Origin of the sequence: Magnetospirillum sp. (assembly GCA_027532905.1) — a bacterium.
Taxonomy (GTDB): domain Bacteria; phylum Pseudomonadota; class Alphaproteobacteria; order CACIAM-22H2; family CACIAM-22H2; genus Tagaea.
In genome coordinates this window covers 932,365-950,497 of the sequence record JAPZUA010000002.1, presented here as the reverse complement: position 1 = coordinate 950,497, position 18,133 = coordinate 932,365, and the positions used below count along the sequence as shown (strand labels likewise).

Annotated in this window: 19 protein-coding genes; 6 read left to right on the top strand and 13 right to left on the bottom strand. The window is 64.2% G+C overall.

The genetic code is table 11. The features are described from left to right. Window positions 1–39: 39 nt before the first annotated feature. The 4 genes from dprA to O9320_12565 are packed head-to-tail and all read right to left on the bottom strand — an operon-like array spanning window position 40 to window position 4,180. Window positions 40–1,149, bottom strand: a complete 1,110-nt coding sequence (gene dprA, locus O9320_12580) for a DNA-processing protein DprA (protein MCZ8311684.1) — start codon at window positions 1,147–1,149, stop codon at window positions 40–42. 32 nt (window positions 1,150–1,181) lie between these two features. Further along, window positions 1,182–1,832, bottom strand: a complete 651-nt coding sequence (plsY, locus tag O9320_12575) for a glycerol-3-phosphate 1-O-acyltransferase PlsY (protein ID MCZ8311683.1) — start codon at window positions 1,830–1,832, stop codon at window positions 1,182–1,184. Window positions 1,833–1,859: 27 nt separating this feature from the next. Further along, window positions 1,860–3,212: a dihydroorotase gene (locus O9320_12570; GenBank protein MCZ8311682.1), complete on the bottom strand. Its 1,353-nt coding sequence runs from the start codon at window positions 3,210–3,212 to the stop codon at window positions 1,860–1,862. Beyond that, the gene (locus O9320_12565) at window positions 3,209–4,180 is read right to left on the bottom strand and encodes an aspartate carbamoyltransferase catalytic subunit (protein ID MCZ8311681.1); all 972 of its coding nucleotides are present in this window, start codon (window positions 4,178–4,180) and stop codon (window positions 3,209–3,211) included. Before O9320_12565 ends, O9320_12570 begins: the two co-directional genes overlap by 4 nt. 107 nt (window positions 4,181–4,287) lie before the next feature. Here O9320_12565 and O9320_12560 point away from each other — a divergent pair, with 107 nt between their 5' ends. Then, on the top strand, window positions 4,288–4,506 hold the full coding sequence (locus O9320_12560) for a hypothetical protein (GenBank protein ID MCZ8311680.1): 219 nt from the start codon (window positions 4,288–4,290) through the stop codon (window positions 4,504–4,506). On the opposite strand, the gene O9320_12555 is transcribed toward O9320_12560, so the two are convergent. The 6 genes from O9320_12555 to O9320_12530 form a co-directional block, all read right to left on the bottom strand. Beyond that, window positions 4,492–6,072, bottom strand: a complete 1,581-nt coding sequence (locus O9320_12555) for a copper resistance protein CopC (GenBank protein MCZ8311679.1) — start codon at window positions 6,070–6,072, stop codon at window positions 4,492–4,494. The genes O9320_12560 and O9320_12555 overlap by 15 nt on opposite strands. After that, the gene (locus O9320_12550; protein MCZ8311678.1) at window positions 6,069–6,599 is read right to left on the bottom strand and encodes a YcnI family protein; all 531 of its coding nucleotides are present in this window, start codon (window positions 6,597–6,599) and stop codon (window positions 6,069–6,071) included. Before O9320_12550 ends, O9320_12555 begins: the two co-directional genes overlap by 4 nt. A 40-nt stretch (window positions 6,600–6,639) precedes the next feature. Further along, window positions 6,640–7,008, bottom strand: a complete 369-nt coding sequence (locus O9320_12545; GenBank protein MCZ8311677.1) for a hypothetical protein — start codon at window positions 7,006–7,008, stop codon at window positions 6,640–6,642. After that, window positions 7,005–7,205 (bottom strand): hypothetical protein, encoded by a 201-nt coding sequence (locus tag O9320_12540; protein MCZ8311676.1) that lies wholly within the window; start codon window positions 7,203–7,205, stop codon window positions 7,005–7,007. The genes O9320_12545 and O9320_12540 overlap by 4 nt, the downstream gene beginning before the upstream one ends. Further along, complete coding sequence (locus O9320_12535) at window positions 7,205–8,431, bottom strand: CaiB/BaiF CoA-transferase family protein (GenBank protein MCZ8311675.1); 1,227 nt, start codon at window positions 8,429–8,431, stop codon at window positions 7,205–7,207. Before O9320_12535 ends, O9320_12540 begins: the two co-directional genes overlap by 1 nt. A 76-nt stretch (window positions 8,432–8,507) precedes the next feature. Further along, window positions 8,508–9,794: an FAD-binding oxidoreductase gene (locus O9320_12530; protein MCZ8311674.1), complete on the bottom strand. Its 1,287-nt coding sequence runs from the start codon at window positions 9,792–9,794 to the stop codon at window positions 8,508–8,510. 388 nt (window positions 9,795–10,182) lie between these two features. On the opposite strand from O9320_12530, the gene O9320_12525 reads away from it, so the two are divergent. Beyond that, complete coding sequence (locus tag O9320_12525) at window positions 10,183–10,965, top strand: sulfite exporter TauE/SafE family protein (protein ID MCZ8311673.1); 783 nt, start codon at window positions 10,183–10,185, stop codon at window positions 10,963–10,965. Here O9320_12525 and O9320_12520 read toward each other — a convergent pair. Genes O9320_12520 through ruvX form a run of 3 tightly spaced genes read right to left on the bottom strand, consistent with a single transcriptional unit; the run spans window position 10,962 to window position 13,972 of the window. Next, a complete protein-coding gene (locus O9320_12520; protein MCZ8311672.1) occupies window positions 10,962–12,545 on the bottom strand; it encodes a Na+/H+ antiporter in 1,584 nt (527 codons plus the stop codon). The genes O9320_12525 and O9320_12520 overlap by 4 nt on opposite strands. 39 nt (window positions 12,546–12,584) lie before the next feature. After that, entirely contained in the window at window positions 12,585–13,505 is a 921-nt protein-coding gene (locus O9320_12515) for an AEC family transporter (GenBank protein MCZ8311671.1), read from the bottom strand. Next, window positions 13,502–13,972, bottom strand: a complete 471-nt coding sequence (ruvX, locus tag O9320_12510; protein ID MCZ8311670.1) for a Holliday junction resolvase RuvX — start codon at window positions 13,970–13,972, stop codon at window positions 13,502–13,504. Before ruvX ends, O9320_12515 begins: the two co-directional genes overlap by 4 nt. A 64-nt stretch (window positions 13,973–14,036) precedes the next feature. On the opposite strand from ruvX, the gene gatC reads away from it, so the two are divergent. From gatC to O9320_12490, 4 genes are all read left to right on the top strand, one after another. Then, window positions 14,037–14,348: an Asp-tRNA(Asn)/Glu-tRNA(Gln) amidotransferase subunit GatC gene (gene gatC / locus O9320_12505; protein ID MCZ8311669.1), complete on the top strand. Its 312-nt coding sequence runs from the start codon at window positions 14,037–14,039 to the stop codon at window positions 14,346–14,348. Continuing rightward, a complete protein-coding gene (gene gatA, locus O9320_12500; protein MCZ8311668.1) occupies window positions 14,348–15,811 on the top strand; it encodes an Asp-tRNA(Asn)/Glu-tRNA(Gln) amidotransferase subunit GatA in 1,464 nt (487 codons plus the stop codon). The genes gatC and gatA overlap by 1 nt, the downstream gene beginning before the upstream one ends. Window positions 15,812–15,815: 4 nt before the next feature. Then, window positions 15,816–17,270, top strand: coding sequence for an Asp-tRNA(Asn)/Glu-tRNA(Gln) amidotransferase subunit GatB (gene gatB / locus O9320_12495; protein ID MCZ8311667.1), 1,455 nt, complete (start codon window positions 15,816–15,818; stop codon window positions 17,268–17,270). Window positions 17,271–17,332: 62 nt separating this feature from the next. Next, window positions 17,333–18,121 (top strand): DUF4394 domain-containing protein, encoded by a 789-nt coding sequence (locus O9320_12490; protein MCZ8311666.1) that lies wholly within the window; start codon window positions 17,333–17,335, stop codon window positions 18,119–18,121. The last annotated feature ends 12 nt before the right edge of the window (window positions 18,122–18,133 follow it).

The window sequence follows — 18,133 nt, the reverse complement described above, 5'->3', positions numbered from 1 at the left end:
GCGATCGCGCCTTCTGCCGTGCCGACCGGTCGATTTTCGCTAAACCCGACGCGAAACCCGGCCGCCCGGATGTCTGTCGACGAGGCCGGCAAGCTCCAATTCGAGCAAGGCGGCCAGGACGACGGGGGCGGACAATTGGCACTCGCGCACGATTTCGTCAACTAACGTCGGCGATGGGGCCAGGGCTTGGTAGATCGAATCGCGCGCGTCGGAGATTTCCTTTTCCGTTATTTTATAATTGCTTGCTGGCGGTTTCTCAGGTGAAAACTTGGGCGATTCCAGGTGCAAACGACTGAAGACATCCAGCACGTCCTGGGCTGTTTCGACGAGCGTTGCCCCCTGGCGCAGCAACTCGTTCGCACCGCGCGCGCGGGGGTCGAGCGGCGAGCCGGGTACGGCAAAAACCTCGCGGCCCTGATCGCCCGCGAGGCGTGCCGTGATCAGCGAGCCCGAGCGCAACGCCGCCTCGACGACCAAGGTGCCGCGGCACATGCCCGAGACGATCCTGTTGCGGCGCGGGAAGTGGCGGGCTTGCGGAACTTCGCCAAAGCGGATCTCCGAAACGACCGCCCCTTGGGCCGCAATCCGCCCATAGAGTTCCTTGTTTTCGGCCGGGTAGATATGGTCGATGCCGCCGGCCATGACCGCAACTGTACCGGTTGCCAGCGCCCCCGCATGGGCCGATGTATCGATGCCGCGCGCAAGGCCCGAGACGACCGTGAGCCCGGCCTCACCGAGCGTTTGCGCCAAGTCGCGCGCAAAGCGCTGGCCGTTCAGCGACGCGTTGCGCGCGCCCACGATGGCGATGCACGGGCGCTTCCAGACATGCGCAAAGCCGCGCAATGCCAGCAGCGGCGGTGCATCTTCGATCTCGGCCAGTAGCGGGGGATAGTCGGGCTCGCCCTTGGCGACAAATTGGCCATCGAGTTTCGCCAAGGCGGCGATTTCGGCTTGGGCTTCGGCAAGCGTCGCGACGCGGATGCTGCGTTTGCCGGCCCGCCGCGCGAGATCCGGAATGGCGGCAAGGGCCGCCGCAGCACTGCCGTAGCGGCTCAGCAATTGGCCGAACGCGATGGGGCCGACATTCTCTGTGCGGATCAGGCGCAACCATTGGCAGCGCTCGTCGTCGGTAAGGTTGCTTGCTGACATCGGCCGATTTTGGCCGTGCCTGCAATCGGTCGTCAACCCTCGGTCGGCGGCGCCTTCTTCTGGCCGATTTTCGGTTCGGTTCCGGTCAGCAGCCGCGCAATGTTGGTTTTGTGTTTGACCCAAATGAGGATCGCCATCGCGGCGGCAAAGCCGGCCAATTGCAGGTCGCCGCCCAACTCCTGGCCCGGCGCCCACAGGATCGGCAGATACCAGGCGAACACGGGCGCTGCCGCGACCGCGATCAACGCTGCAAGCGAGGAGAAGCGAAACACGGCCGCCACGAGCGCCCAAGTGGCACAGGCCGCAAGCCCGATCGGCCAAGAGAACGCGATCAGGGTTCCCAGCGCAGTTGCCACACCCTTGCCGCCTTTGAAGCCGAGCCACACCGGAAACAGATGCCCGAGCAGTGCGCCGAAGCCGGCGACCAGCGCCGTATCGGGTCCCCAGATCGCGCGCAAGATCAGGACCGCAATCGCACCCTTGCCGGAATCGAGCACCAAGGTTGCGAGGGCCAGCGCCTTGTTGCCGGTGCGCAGCACGTTGGTGGCCCCGATATTGCCCGAGCCGATCTTGCGGATGTCGCCAAGGCCTGCCGCACGCGTTAGCACGAGGCCGAAGGGCACGGAGCCCAGCAGATAGCCAGCAACGAGGGCTGTCCCCAGATAGGGCCAAGCCAGCGCCAACGTATCGGGATCGAACAAGGCGATGCCCTAGCTTGCGATATGGATGGGAATGCCGGCGGCGACCGTGCGCAGCACGCGCCCTTGTACGAGCCGGTCGTCGAACGCGGAGTTCTTGGATTTGGACTGCAGGCGCTTGGCTTCGATCTTCCAAGGGGCTGCCGGGTCGAACACGACGAAGTCGGCGGCAAGACCTTTTGCAAGGCGCCCCTCCTTGAGCCCGAGCAAGGCGGCGGGCGCACTCGTGATCTTCGCGAGCGCTTCGAGCAGGCCGAGCTGCTTGTTGTGCACTAGCTCGAGCACGATCGGCAGCAGCGTCTCGAGCCCGACCGTGCCGAACGCGGCTTGGGCGAGCGGCAGGCGTTTGGAATCCTGGTCGTGCGGTGAATGGTCGGACGCGATCGCGTCGATCGTGCCGTCCTTGAGGGCTTCGATCACAGCACGGCGGTCGTCTTCGCTGCGCAGGGGCGGGGAGACTTTCGCAAACGTGCGGTAGTCGCTGAGCGCCATCTCGTTGAGCGCAAAATAATGCGGGGCGGTGTCGCACGTGATCGCAAGGCCGCGCGCTTTGGCGTTGCGGATCGCGGCAAGGCCTTGGGCGGTCGTGACGTTCGAGAAATGCAGGCGCCCGCCGGTGAGTTCGGCAATGCGGATGTCGCGCTCGATCTGGATGATCTCGGCCATCGCGGGCGAGCCTGGAATGCCGAGGCGAGTCGACAACTCGCCCTCGTTCATCGCGCCGCGCGACAGGATCGGTTCTTCGGGATGCTGGATGATCGCTTTCCCGAACGTGCGCGCATAGGAAAGGGCACGGCGTAGCAATTGCGGATCGGCGACGGCGTGCGTGGCGTCGGTAAAGCCCAAAGCGCCGGCGGCTGCGAGCAGGCCGAACTCGGTCATTTCCTTGCCGTTGAGGCCGCGCGTGACGGCCGCGTAAGTATGTACGCGCACGAGGCTCGTTTCGCGCGCGAGGCGTGCGACCGATTCGACCAGGGCCGCATCGTCGATCGCGGGTCGCGTGTTCGGCAGCGCGACCATCGTCGTGATGCCGCCCACAGCCGCCGCTTCGCTCGCGGTCGAAATCGTTTCTTTGTGCTCCTCGCCGGGTTCGCGCAGTTGCACGCGCATATCGACGAGGCCGGGGGCAAGGCACATGCCGCCGCAATCGATCGTTTCGATGCCTGCGGGGCCGGCGGCGGCCAGAGCGCCTGCGGCCGCCAAATGGGCGCCAATTTCCGCGACCTGGCCGTTGCGAACAACCATGCCGCCCAGGGCGTCGAGATTCGAGGCCGGATCGAGGAGGCGCGCATTCACGTAGGCGACTGGCGGGCCGCCGCGTCCGCCCGGCGTTTTGGCCGGCACAACGCCGTCGGGATATCTCACGTCGCACCGCCGGTGTTGGAAACGAGATTGCGCGTGAGCAGATCGAGGCACGCCATGCGCACGGCGACACCCATCTCGACCTGTTCGCGAATGAGCGAGCGGTCGACGTCGTCGGCGACTTCGCTGTCGATTTCGACGCCCCGGTTCATCGGGCCCGGATGCATGATCAGCGCGTCGGGCTTGGCCACGCTGAGCTTTTCGTAGTCGAGGCCGTAATGGCGGAAATACTCGCGTACCGACGGCACGAAATTGCCCTGCATGCGCTCGGTCTGCAGGCGCAGCATCATCACGATGTCAACGCCTTCAAGGCCTTTGCGCATGTCGTGGAACACTTCCACGCCCATGCGTGCGATCGCCGTCGGCATCAAGGTCGGCGGGCCGACGACGCGCACGCGTGCCCCCATCGTGGCCAGAAGATGGATATTCGAGCGCGCCACGCGGCTGTGCAGAATATCGCCGCAGATCGCCACGAGCAGCCCCTGCAGGCGCTTCTTGTGGCGGCGGATGGCGAGCGCGTCGAGCAGCGCTTGGGTCGGGTGTTCGTGCGTGCCGTCGCCCGCGTTGATGACCGCGCAGTCCACTTTCTCCGACAGGAGCTTGACGGCCCCAGAGTCCGGATGGCGCACGATCAGCACGTCGGGCAGCATTGCGTTCATTGTGACGGCCGTGTCCATCAGGGTCTCACCCTTTTTGATGGACGAAACTTCGGCCGACATGTTCACAACGTCGCCGCCCAGGCGCTTGCCCGCAAGCTCGAATGAAGTGCGCGTGCGCGTGGAATTCTCGAAGAACAGATTGATGATGGTGCGACCGCGCAGCAGGCTGCTTTTGCCGCCGCGCGCGCGGTTCTGTTCGACGTAGGATTCGGAGAGGTCGAGAAGGAGCGTGATTTCCTCGGCAGATAGGCCTTCGATGCCCAAGAGATGGCGCAGACGCAGTCGGCCGACGGGAAATGCACTTTGAGACATTAAAGCGGCGTTATATCGACAGGCCACAGCGCCCGCAAGCAGCGCGTTGCGTATCGTGAATTTGGCAACGAAACCAATTGTTAACCATTGCATGCCAAGTTCGTCCCATGGCCAAAGCAACCCCGCCCGATCTGACGACTCGTACAAGCCCTTCGGCATCGGAAAGCCATGCGGTGGCAGCGCAGTGTGCGGCCGCAATCGACAAGCTGCTGGCTTTGACGAATGGCGGTCCATCGGGCGAGCTTGGACACAAGGCAGCATCGCTGCTCGCGGCCGACATCGCACGCGCGCTCGAAGCCGAGAATGTGCGCCTAGCTGGACGCTGATCCGAGATCGATTTCGGTTTCGAACAGGATCTTCTTGAAATCCGTCACGAGCGCTTCGACACGCAGCTGCCATTTGCCGCGCGCGGCGATGCCGCTCAAGCGCGCCTGGTAGTGGCCGGGCGCGCGGTGCTGCAGCGGCAGCTTCAACGTTTCGATGCCAAGGCCGGGCTGCGAAATCGCCAGAATCGTCTCGAGCGGGTCGAAGGCCGAAAGGTCGGGTGCTGCGAGATAGAGATCGATCGTCGCACCCTCGACCACGACGGTCAGTTGATGGCCCTCGCGCATAAGGGCAACCGATCGGCCGGCCGAGGGTGCGTGCGCGTGTAGCGCACTATGGCTCGGCGGCGGGGTGTGGCTCAGCAGGGCCGTGACGCCAAGCAGGGCCGCTGCCAATAGGATGTCGATGCGCATGTTTCGCACGAAGTGCACGCGCGCGGCCGTGTCGGCAACGAGCTTCGGCACCAAGCGCCAGCGGTTTTGGGCTGCCACAGCAAGCAGACCTCCCAGCAGCACGGTTTTCGCCAAAGCCAAAAGACCATAGGCCGATCCCGCGAGTTCGATCGGAACGCGGGCGACGACAAGGATGACGGCACCCGCTAGGGCGATCGGCACGATCGCGAGCGCCAGCCCCAAAAAACGCTGTGCTGCTATTTGAATTGCGGGCGCCGAAGCGGTTTGCGCAAGGCGCAACAACGGCACCAGCGCACCGAGCCACACGAAGGCGGCAAGACTATGCGCGGTCTGCGCAAGCAACGCGACGCTGTCGCCGGTTGCGGCGTGGCCGGTCAGCGCGGTGCCGAGTGCGGCCAAGACAAGGCCGAGGAGCGCCAGCGTTTTCGACCCCATCCGCAGTGCGAACCACGAAGCAAAGAGGCCAAGCAGAATGGTAGCGGCGGCAACCGCGGCCGAAAGGCTCAAGGTCGTTTGCCAGAACGATGGCGACAGGGGCGAGGTTGGCGCTGCCAGACGCGCACCGGCGACCATGGCCCCCGCGAGGCTCGCCAAGGCCGCCGCACCGAGGGCCAACCGGATCGATGCGATCGCCGTCGCGGCCGGAGCGACCAGCAGAACAAAAAATGCGCCGCCGATTCCGACGGCAAGGCCCGTATCGCGCACGAAGCGCACGATGATGGAGAGTGCCGTCCAGCGATCCGCGTAGTCGGTGTTGTCGATCGTGCCCGATATGTCGGGTGCCGTTTCGCCGACCGAAAAGCGAATGGCGCCGGAGATCGGATGCGTGTCCGCCGAGGCAACGCGATAGGCTGCGACATACTGGCCCGGCGGCAAGGGTGCCGCGAGCGTCAGCGTTACCGCACCGTCTTTGACTTCCGCACCTGTTGGCCCCGCATGCAGCGTTCCGTTGGCATCGAGGATCCGCACATCGGCGGGCACGACCGTTTCGTTGAACGCGAACACGATGCGTTGCGGACTCTGCGCCAGCGCCGTCCCGTCGGCAGGCGACGTGCCGAGCAGGACGGCGTGCGCAAAGGCCGCCGACGCCCAAAGCCATGCCGCGATCGCGAGGATCGCGGCATGGCCAATGCGTTTTTTGCGGCTGCCGCTCAATTGCGCGGCGTCAGGCGCAAGGACGGGGCAGGGAAGCGATAGTCGCCGGACGACTTTCCGGCGGCCGGAATCTCGATCCAGCGCTCCACGCCGCGTTCGCATTCCGACACGGTCGGGAAATGGATCGTTTCCCCCGCCTTGTTGGGCAGTGTGCCGCGCAGCACGAACTCGTCGTAGTGCTCGTCGAGGAGGCGACCGCCGCTCCAGACCACCTCGCGCACACCTTCGGTGATTTGCGCGCCGTGGTCGCCCGCAACCGGTGTGGCGAGTTTGCCGCGCACGGTCGAAAGCTCCCAGCCCGCCTTCGGCATCGGTTTGACGTTGGTCATGCCGTCGGGGATCTGCACGCGCAGTCGGATTGTGGGCGAGCCCTCGCAGCCGTGCGGCACGCGCAGCACCGCCTTGTAGGTGCTGCCGGCAACGGCTTGCTGCTGTTCGAGTGTGACATGGGCAGTGGCATGGCCAGCAACGAGCACGCAGCCAAGAGCAGCGGCCGCAAGGGCCGCCGCATGAACGGTCTTCAACATTTTCGTATCTCCAGGTGGATCGAACGCGAGAATCTTCGAACTAGATTTTCTCGGGTAAGCCTGGGGGGGCTCGCGGCTGGCTTTGATGCAGGCGCAGCTTCTGCGGTGCGGGCGCCGATACGACGGCGAATTCGATCGGGCGGCCATCGAAAACAATTGGCAAAGCGCTTGCGCAGACCGGCGGCAGCAAGCCGCCGGTCTGCGGCACCTGGCAGATTGGGCAGGCCATTCTCGCCGGCGCCATCCCGTCGTCGGGCAGCATGTCGCCCGAGCACAGAACCGCATGCGGCTGGCCTGCCGCCGCATGCGCCAAGTGCGCCGACAGCGTCGTCGCCTGCACAAACACGGCAAGTGCGGCAAGCCAGAGCGCAATCTCGCGCCAGATCGAGGATGTCGAAACGCGACTCATCGCGTCACTTCACGAAATACACCGAGGATTGTCAAGCATATACCACCGAAAAGTACAATGGCACCGATCCTCACAAGCCAGCGGCCGCCCGCCGTGTCGGTCGGGCGGCGCCGGCTTGCCACAAGCAGGCCTGCGACGAGGAAGGCGACGCCGATCAGCAGCAGGAGGCCGCTCCACAAATCGGCCGAATACGCCATCAGACGATGCCGTCTTTGCGCAAGGCGGCGATTTCGGACGACGAAAGTGCCAGAAGCTCTTCAAGGATCGCGTCGGTGTGCTGGCCGCAGGTGGGCGGGGGATGGCGATATGCGGGCGGCGTCTTCGACATCTTGATCGGGCTTGCGATCAAAGGCACGTCCTGGCCCGAGGCGTGCGGCATCGCGATCTGCATGTTGCGCGCTTTGACCTGCGGGTCTTCGAAAACCTGCGCGATGTCGTTGACGGGCGAGCACGGCACGCCGGCTTTCGCGAGGCCTTCGACCCAATGGCTCTGCGGTTTCGCACCCGTAATGCCGTTCACGATCGCCACGAGTTCGGCGCGGTTGGCGACTCGCGCAGGGTTGGTTGCGTAGCGCGGATCTGCGGCAAGCTCCGCGCGACCGGCAAAGGCACAAAATTTGGCGAACTGGCCGTCATTGCCGATCGCCAGAATGACGAAACCGTCGGCGCAAGCGAAGACTTCGTAGGGCACGATGTTTGGGTGCGCGTTGCCCCGGCGCACGGGCGTCTTGCCGGACACGAGATAATTGAGCCCTTCGTTGGCTAGCCACGCAACCTGCGTGTCGAGGAGGGCCATGTCGATATGCTGGCCTTCGCCCGTACTGTCGCGGTGGCGCAAGGCCGCGAGGATCGCTACGGCCGCATACATGCCGGTCATGAGGTCGGCAATGCCCACCCCCACTTTGTAGGGCTGGCTGCCGGGGCCATCATGCGCAGGCCCGGTGATCGACATGATGCCGCCGAGAGCTTGGGCCAGCATGTCGTAGCCCGCGCGCGGCGCGTAAGGCCCTGTCTGGCCAAAACCGGTAATCGAGCAGTACACAAGACGCGGGAACTCGCGCGACAGCGTGGCGTAGTCGAGCCCGAATTTGGCGAGATCGCCGACCTTGAAATTCTCGATCATGATGTCGGATTTGGCGATCAGCCGGCGCGCCAGTTTCTGGCCCTCGGGTTTCGACAAATCGAGCGTGATCGACCGCTTGTTGCGGTTGGCCGATAGATAATAAGCGCTCTCCGACGTGTCGTTGCCGGCCGCGTCTTTGACGTAAGGAGGCCCCCATTTGCGCGTGTCGTCGCCGGCACCCGCGCGTTCGATCTTGATCACGTCGGCCCCGAGATCGCCCAGCAGCTGCGTGCAGCTCGGACCTGCGAGAATGCGCGTAAGGTCGAACACGCGAAGACCGGTCAGCGGCAGAGCGGGCATGGGCAAGCAGGACCTTTAAAGCGACGAGGGCGGGAAGGCGGCGGAATTTGCCGCCTTGCCCGAGCTCGCGCAAGCTTTATGCGCTGGCCAGCTTGAGGAACCGCGCCATTGACGGCGCAAAGCTTTGAATCGCGAGCTGTGCGGTTCGGCCCGCTGCCGTCGGCCAATTGCGTTTCTGGTCGAGCCGCGTGAACAGGGCAAGCCTGTCCGACTGGTCGTCGATCGCGTCCGCAACGAGCTGGCCTGCGAGTGTTGCCAGCGCGATGCCGTGGCCGCAGAAGCCCAACAGGCGGATGAGGCCGTCCGCGCGCGCAAAGCGCGGCAAGCCGTCGGTCGTCACGTCGACGAGGCCGCTCCATTGGCGTGCCACCGCCAGATGGGCGAGCTGCGGGAACACGCGCGCCATCTTGCGCCGCAGATACATATCGGCGAGCGGCGGGGCGATGCGGCCCGGCCAGCCGCCGCCGCCGAACTGCAGACGCCCGTCGGCCGTGCGCCGGAAATAGTGCAGGCTTGCGGTCGTGTCGAAACCGGCGGCAACGCCCGCCAGCGCTCGGCCGACCAGGGGCGAGGGCGCCGTCTCGAGCATGAAAGTGCGCACCGGTGCGGCGAGGCGATTGGTATCGGTCGCAAGGCCCGCATTGTCGACGTTGGCCGCGAGTACGACGTGGGCCGCGCGCACGCTGCCCGTCGGCGTGTCGATCGTCCACATTCCGTTGGCCCGCGAAAGCCGCAGGGCAGGGCTTGCCTCGTGGATCGTGGTGCCGGCCTCGCGCACGCGCTTTGCAAGGCTCTGCACGTATTTCTGCGGGTCGAGGGCGAAGGCGCGCGCATCGATGGCGCCGCCTTGCTGGTTTGCGACCGCAACCGCGCGGGCAAGGCTGGGCGCGTCGTGCAACGCGATTAGGCGGTCGCCGAAAACGTCGCGGCGCACGGCAACGGCGCGTTCGATTTCGGCATGGCTCGCACGGTCGGCCGCGACGATTGCGACCTTCGCGTCGATGTCGCAGCTCGTGCCGGCAAGGGCGCGTGTCTTGGCGACAGCTTCGACCGACAAAGCCCAGAGCTGCGATGCCGGCCGTGCCCCCAGGGCAGCCAGCAAGGCGTGCGGGTCGGCGGCATAACCTGGCATGACTTGGCCGCCATTGCGCCCGGACGCGCCTGCACCCACGCTGTCGGCTTCGAGCACCACTGTGTCGTAGCCGGCTTGCGCCAAATGCAAGGCGCTGGACAGGCCCGCATAGCCTGCACCCACGACGCACACTTCGGCTTTGCGCATACCGACAAGGCGACCGCGCACGGCGGGGATGCGCGCTCGCACCGTCGGGCGGCGCGCGGAGAAATCGATCGTATCGAAAAACATGACACCGTTCCGGCCCCCGTTGCGGAGCCAGTCCTTGTAACTCTCAATTGCACATAACTTGGACGGAGCGCAGATGCGCGTTCGCTCGGAACGCTAACGGTCCGGCTCGGACGACAAATAAAGCCAGCTGAACTGGCGGCCGCAAAGTGCGGAAATAACCGATTTGATCGACGACATGGGATCCGTCTTTCGTTTTCGAGGCTCAGGTCTAGGCGCTCGCGCCAAGGGGGTCAAGCGCAGTAAGCCAAGCCCTTGAAGCCATTGGGAAGCCGGCAAATTGCCGATATTGCAGACCTGTGACAGCCTCATAAGTATCTGACGTGTATAAATGATTTGCAGCACATAGGTTTGTCTTGCAGGCGCTGTGCAGGCAAATCACTGTAGCGCCATGGGTTTGCCGACCGATCCGACATTCTATCTCGTTGCCGCAACGACGATCTTCGTCATCTCGTTCCTCAAAGGCGGTTTCGGCGGCGGTTTTGCGACGCTCGGGATTCCGTTTCTTTCGCTTGTCATGGACCCGCTCGATGCCGCGATCGTTATGGCGCCTTTGGTTGCATTGCAGGATGTGTTCGCGCTGAACGCCTATCCGCCGCGCACCTGGAGCAAACCGAATCTCGTGCGGCTCGCACCGGCCTTGCTCGTCGGGCTCGGGCTCGGATTTTTGGCCTTCGTCTATGTCGACCAGCGCTATGTGGTGCTCGCCATCGCGCTGATCACGCTGGTCTTCACCTTGCGCTGGTTTGCGAACCGGCTCTTGCGGAGCACGGCGCCGTTGCCGCCGCCCACGCTTCCGAGTTTTCCAAGCGCCATGCTGTGGGGCAGCATGGCCGGCTTCACGACATTCGTGGCGCATTCGGGCGGGCCGCCTTTGCAGATCTATCTGCTGCGCCAGCGGCTCGACAAAACGGTGTTCGCGGGCACGGCAGCGGCGTTTTTCGCGATGGGGAACACGATCAAGATCGGTCCCTATATGTGGCTCGGCGCGCTCGAGCCGCATCTTTTGTGGACCGCGTTGGCGCTCGCACCCACCGTGCCGCTCGGCGTGTGGATGGGGCGCAAATGGCATGACCGCATCGCCGAACCCACGCTCTATTTGGTCTGCTACACGCTGCTGCTGCTCGGCGGCCTGAAGCTTCTTTACGATGCGATCAGCGGCTTCTTGCGCTAATCCTGACTGCGATTCGAAAGCCGCATTTCTTCGAGATCAACCTCGCGCATCAGCTTGTGCAGCACGTCGTCGCCGATTTCGCGCTCGCGCCGCAGCTTGAGCAGGCGTCGCCGTTCGGCCGCAACGACGGCGAGACGCACGCGGCGAGCCTGGCGGCGGGCCGCGTCGAGTTCGCGGTCGTGCTGGGTCGGTTTCTCGGCGCGCAAGCGCGCTTCGTAGCCCCGACGCAGATTGGGGGCGACTTCCATCGCCACCATGTCCTCGGCCGCGAGCCGGTCGATCTCGACCAAGGCGGCGTGCGCAAGTTTGCGCCGCGCAGACTCTTCTTCGCGCTCGAAATTGCGGTCGCCGCCCACGCCGAGCCAGCGGATCAGCGGGCCTAAAGTGGTTCCCTGCACGACGAGCGTCGAGAAGATCACCGCAAACGACAGAAACACCACGAGATCGCGGGCCGGGAAGGCAGATCCATCGGCCATGGTCTGCGGAATCGCGAGGGCAGCGGCGAGGCTCACAACGCCGCGCATCCCGGTCCAGCCGACGATGACCACCCAACCGACAGGCGGGACACCGCCTTCCTGCTGCCGGATGGATGCCGACAGCATCGGCAGATACGTATTGGGGAAGACCCAAATCATCCGGATTGCGATCGCGGCCGCCGAAACGCACGTCGCCAACCACAGCAAATGCGAACCCGAATAGGCGGCAAGGCGCTCGGCGATCCCGTCGAGCTGCAGCCCGATCAGAATGAATACGAGCGCGTTGAGCACGAACACGACGGACGCCCAGACGGTCTGCCCCTGGATACGCGCTTCGGCCGTAAAGAACTCCGGCGCGTGCCAACCGACGACGAGGCCCGCCACCACGACCGCGAGCACGCCCGACACATGTACGTTTTCGCCGGCAAGGTACGCCACGAACGGTACGATGAAGGTGAAGGCGATCTGTAGCTGGGTTTCGTGCAAGCGCTTGAGCGTCCACACGGCGATGAGGCCGACCGCATAGCCAATACCGCAACCACCGACCGCGTAGATCACGAAAGTTCCCGCGGCTTCGACCGCCGAGAACATGCCGGACAAGGCCGCCGCCAATGCGAATTTGTAGAGAACGAGGCCCGTTGCGTCGTTGACGAGGCTTTCGCCTTCGAGGATGGCCACAATACGCTTGGGCAGGCGCAGCTTTTCCATGATCGCAGCGGCCGCAACCGCGTCGGGCGGCGACACGATGGCGCCGAGCAGGAACGCCACCGCCCACGGCACCTCGGGCAGCAGCAGTTTCAGCGCGATGCCCACACCGAGTGTGGTCGCCAGTACAAGCCCAATCGCGAGGCTCAAGATCGGCCGCAGGTAGAGTTTAAAGTCGCGCCACGACGTGAAGTAGGCCGACGAAAACAGCAACGGCGGCAAGAACAGCGCCATGATGAGCTGCGGATCGAAATCGACGGTCGGCAAGCCCGGCACGAAGGCGAGCGCCATGCCCGCGACGACGAGCAGCACGGCGTAGGGCACGCGCAGCGTTTCCGAAAACCGCGCCAGCACCACCGCCACGACCAGCATGCCCAAAACGATTTCCAGCAGTTCCATGCGGCGCTTCGATCCTTGCAGGCGGAGTGGGCTATGCCCCTACATCAGATACGCGACCGCAAGCGGCAGGGTCAATGCCGCAAGCAGCGTCTGCAAAGCGATTATTGCGGCCATCAGTTCGCCGTTGCCGCCGAGGCGCCGCGCCAGGATATATGCGGTCGTCGCGGTGGGTTGCGCTGCAAACAGCACGAGAATGCCCGCCGACATTGGGGCGAGCTCAAAATATCGCGCGGCGGCAAAGGCCAAGAGCGGCGCAAGCGCAAGCTTGGCTATCGACGCGATCGCCACACCGCGCATTTGCCGGCCGATATTGCTGATGACGAGACCCGCCCCGACCGTGAGCAAACCCAGCGACAGAGAGCCGCGCCCGAGAATGTCGAGCATTGCACTCGCGAAGGCCGGCAGCGGCAGCTCGGCGATCGCCAGCAGCAGCCCCACAGCCGAGCTTACGATCAATGGATTTCGTACAAGCTCGCGCCACGGACTGGCGGCTTCGTTGGCGTCTCCGTCGCGGGCACCGTAGGCGCTCAACGCATAGATGCTGATTGCGTTTACGAACGGGATAGCGACCGCCAGCACGATCGCGATTTCGGCCAAACCGCGTGTGCCGTAGAGACCGGCCGCACCGGCAAGGGCGATGTAGGTGTTGAAGCGAATGCTGCCTTGCAGCACAGAGGTGAAAGCCGGTCCGTCGAGCCCGAGCACACGCCGCAGCAAAAACATCAGGGTTGCGATTGCGGCAAGGGTGCCGAGTGCCGCCGCGATCAAGCGCAGCGTGGCGGGCCCCTCCAATCGTGCCGTGGCGATCGAGGCGATCAGCAGGGCAGGAAACAGCACGGTATAGGTCAGTTTTTCGATCGGCACCCAAAAATCGGGGCTCGGAAACAAAGTGCGTTTGAGCAGCCAGCCAAGAGCGATTAGACCGAAGATCGGGGCGATGGCGGCCAGAACCGCACTCATCGCCCGATCCGGATCCAGTCGAGGAAACCTTGCAGGATGAACGCGGCCGCCATTTTGTCGACGACAGCCGCACGCTTGGCGCGGCTCATGTCAGCTTCGATCAGCGTGCGCGTGACGGCTTGCGTCGACATTCGCTCGTCCCAAAAGACCAGCGGCAGGTCGATGCGCGCCACGAGATTGCGCGCAAACGCGCGAGCCGATTGTGCGCGGGGCCCCAGCGAGCCGTCCATATTGGTCGGCATGCCGACGACGAAGCCGCCGACTTTGCGCACGAGTGCGACCTCGGCGATGCGGGCATAGTCGGCGCTCGCCTTGCGCGCGCGTTCGATCGTTTCGAGCGGCGAGGCGATGGTCAGATTCGGGTCCGAAACGGCAAGGCCGATGGTTTTCTCGCCGGGATCGAGGCCCAAAAGACAGGTCTTTTCCGGCAGTTCGGCCAACAGGTCGCTGGGGTTGCGGATCGGCATGTCGAGTGTTAGCTTCCCGGCCCGTTTTCACCATCTTTTCAAGGCCCAAAGCGAGACATACAGCATGTCGCTCGATCCGGCTACCGTTGCCCGCATTGCCACATTGGCGCGCATCAAGATCGCACCCGACGAACAGGTGCGCATCGCAGGCGAGCTCAACACAATTCTCGACTGGGTCGAGCAGCTCAAAACGCTCGATACGTCGGCCGTCGAGCCGATGACGTCGACGGTCGAAATGGTCATGCCGCAGCGTGCGGACCAAGTCACCGACGGCGGCTATCCCAACAAGATCCTCGCCAACGCAACCGAGCCCGTACGCGTCTCGACGACCGAGGAAATGGGCGGCTTTTTCACCGTGCCGAAGGTGGTCGAATAATGAGCGCGCTCAATGATCTGACGATTGCCCAGCTTCGCGATGGTTTGAAGGCGCGCAAATTCTCGGCGCGCGAAGTGGCCGACACCTATTTGGCCGCGATGGAAAAGCAGCGCGCGCTCAACGCCTTCATCCTCGAAACGCCGGATGTAGCGCTTGCACAAGCCGCAAGCGCCGACGCCAAGCTTGCCAAAGGCGAGGGCGGCGCGCTCGAGGGCGTGCCGCTCGGCATCAAGGATCTGTTCTGCACCAAGGACGTGCAGACCACGGCCGGCAGCCACATTCTTGAAGGCTTCAAGCCGCCCTACGAATCGACCGTGTCGCAGAATCTGTTCGATGCGGGTGCTGTCATGTTGGGCAAGCTCAATCTCGACGAGTTCGCGATGGGCTCGGCCAATATCACGAGCTATTTCGGGCCCGTGAAGAACCCATGGAAGCGCAAAGACGGCAAGGATCTTGTTCCCGGCGGTTCGTCGGGCGGCTCGGCCGCGTCGGTTGCCGCTCACATCGTGGCGGGTGCGACGGGTACGGACACAGGTGGTTCGATCCGCCAGCCCGCGAGTTTCACCGGCATTGTCGGCATCAAGCCGACCTACGGCCGCTGCTCGCGCTGGGGAATTGTCGCGTTCGCCTCGTCGCTCGACCAGGCGGGGCCGATGACGCGCGACGTGCGCGATGCCGCGATCATGCTGGGGGCGATGGCCGGGCACGATGCCAAGGATTCGACCTCGGTGCCGCTGCCGGTGCCGAATTACGAAGCGGCCATGACCGGCGACATTCGCGGCTTGCGCTTCGGCATCCCGAAGGAATATCGCGTCGACGGCATGCCGGCGGAAATCGAAAAGCTCTGGCAGCAGGGCATCGATTGGATGAAGACGGCGGGTGCCGAGCCCGTCGAGATTTCGCTGCCGCACACCAAATACGCGCTGCCGACCTACTACATCATTGCCCCCGCCGAAGCGTCGTCGAACCTCGCGCGCTACGACGGCGTGCGCTACGGGCTGCGCGTGCCCGGCAACACCCTCGACGAGATGTACGAGAATACGCGCGCAGCCGGTTTCGGCGCCGAGGTGCGGCGCCGCATTCTGATCGGCACCTATGTGCTGTCGGCGGGCTATTACGACGCCTATTATCTGAAGGCGCAGAAGGTCCGCACGCTGATCTTCCAGGACTTCCAGGAAGCCTGGAAGAAATGCGACGTGATCTTGACGCCGACCGCACCGTCGGCTGCCTTCGGCATCGGCGACAAGGCCGACGATCCGATCGCGATGTATTTGAACGACGTGTTCACGGTGCCGGTCAATCTTGCGGGGTTGCCGGGCATGTCGGTTCCGGCCGGTCTGTCGGGCGAGGGGTTGCCGCTGGGCCTGCAACTGATCGGCAAGCCGTTCGACGAGCCGACCTTGTTCCGTGTGGGCGGCGTGCTTGAGACGGCCGCAAATTTCAAAGCGCGGCCGGGAGCGTAAGACGATGATCATCGAAGGCAAAACGGGTTCTTGGGAAATCGTCGTGGGCCTCGAAGTCCATGCGCAGGTCGTCTCGCAGTCGAAGCTGTTTTCGGGCGCTTCGGCTACGTATGGCGGCGAGCCGAATGCGCAGGTGAGCCTCGTCGATGCGGCGTTTCCAGGCATGCTGCCGGTCATCAACGGCTATGTTGTCGAACAGGCAATCAAGACTGGCCTCGGCATCGAGGCCACGGTCAACGAAGTGTCGGTGTTCGATCGCAAAAACTATTTCTACGCCGACCTGCCGCAGGGCTATCAGATCAGCCAGTACACGCGCCCCATCGTGTCGGGCGGACGGCTCGTGATCGACCTGCCGGGCGACACCACCAAGACGATCGGCGTCACGCGCCTGCATCTCGAGCAGGACGCCGGCAAATCGATGCACGACCAGAGCCCGACCAAGAGCTATATCGACCTCAACCGCTCCGGTGTGGCGCTGATGGAGATCGTGTCGGAGCCGGACATCCGCTCGCCCGAAGAGGCGGGGGCCTATCTCAAGAAGCTGCGCGCGATCCTGCGCTATCTCGGGACCTGCGACGGCAACATGGAAGAAGGCTCGATGCGGTGCGACGCCAACGTTTCGGTGCGCAAAGTGGGCGTTACCGAGTTCGGCACGCGCAACGAGATCAAGAACGTCAATTCGATCCGCCATGTGATGCAGGCGATCGAATACGAAGCCAACCGTCAGGTCGAAGCGCTGGAGGCGGGCGAATCCATCCGCCAGGAAACGCGCCTGTGGGACGTGGCGCGCGGCGTCACACGCTCGATGCGCTCGAAGGAACATGCGCACGACTACCGCTATTTCCCCGACCCCGATCTGCTGCCCTTGATCCTCGATCCCAAGGCGATCGCGCGCATCAAAGCGTCGATGCCGGAGTTGCCTGATGCCAAAAAGGCGCGCTTTGTCGATGCCTACAAGCTCAGCCCGTACGATGCGGGCGTGCTGGTGGCCGAGCAGGAACAGGCCGATTTCTTCGAAACCGTCGCCAAGGGCCGCAAGGACCCCAAGCTCGCGGCCAATTGGGTCATCGTCGAACTGTTCGGGGCGCTGAACAAAAAGGGCGTGGACGTAACCAATTCGCCCGTCGGCGCGAAGAACCTCGCGGGGCTCCTCGATCTCATCGAAAACGAGACGATTTCGGGGCGCATCGCCAAGGACGTGTTCCAGTTCATGGTCGAGACCGGCAAGGATGCGGCCAGCATCGTTGCGGAAAAGGGCCTTGTGCAGGTTACGGATACCGGCGCCATCGATGCTGCGATCGCCAAGGTGATGGCGGAAAACGCAGCCAAGGTGGACGAGTATCGGGCGGGCAAGACGACGTTGTTCGGCTGGTTCGTGGGCCAGGTCATGAAGGGGACGGGCGGCAAGGCCAACCCGGCCAAGGTCAACGAAATCCTCAAGGCTAAACTTTCGGGCTGATCCGGCAACGCCGCCGGGGCGTAGTTTTCGCGTATCTTCAACCGCAACCCTGGGGGGACCACATGAAGATCGCAGCCGCAATTCTGGCAGGCGCTTTGGCGCTCGGTGCCGGGCGCGCCGAAGCGCTCGATATTGTGGCGCTGACCGACCGCAACGAACTGGTGCTGTTCGATTCCGCCAATCCAGCCATGACGTCGATGGTGGCGGTGCAGGCAACCGCTGCGCGCCTGCTCGGCATCGATCTGCGCCCGGCCGATCTCAAGCTTTACGGGCTCGATGCCGCGGGCGGGATCTACCGCATCGATGCGCGCACGGGCATGACCGAAAAAGTTTCGACCCTGTCGGTGCCGCTCGAGATCGCCGAATCGGCCGTGGTCGATTTCAATCCGCAGGCCAATCGCCTGCGCGTGATCGGCCCGTCGGGTCAGAGTCTGCGCGTCAATGTCGATACCGGCGAAACGGCCGTCGACGGGCGCATCGCCTATGCCGAGGGCGATGCAAATGCCGGCAAGCTGCCGCTCGTGACGGCCGCTGCCTATCTCAATTCGGTCGCCGGCACGACTCAGACCCAATTGTTCGATTTCGATTCCGGCCACGGCTTCTATGCGATCCAGGATCCGCCGAATGCCGGCACGCTCAATTCGATCGCACCCTTGGGCTTGCCGGCGGAATCGCGTATCGATGCGGCCGACATCCACACCGACAAAAGCATGACGGTCTATAGGTCGTTTGCCGTCGTCGCCAATCGCCTTTTCTCCTTTGCCGTCGCAAGCGGGCGCATGACTGACATCGGCCCGATTGCGGCCGGCTCGCGCAAGATTGTGGACATCGCCGTCGTTTCGCCGCCCTGATCCTCAACCCAC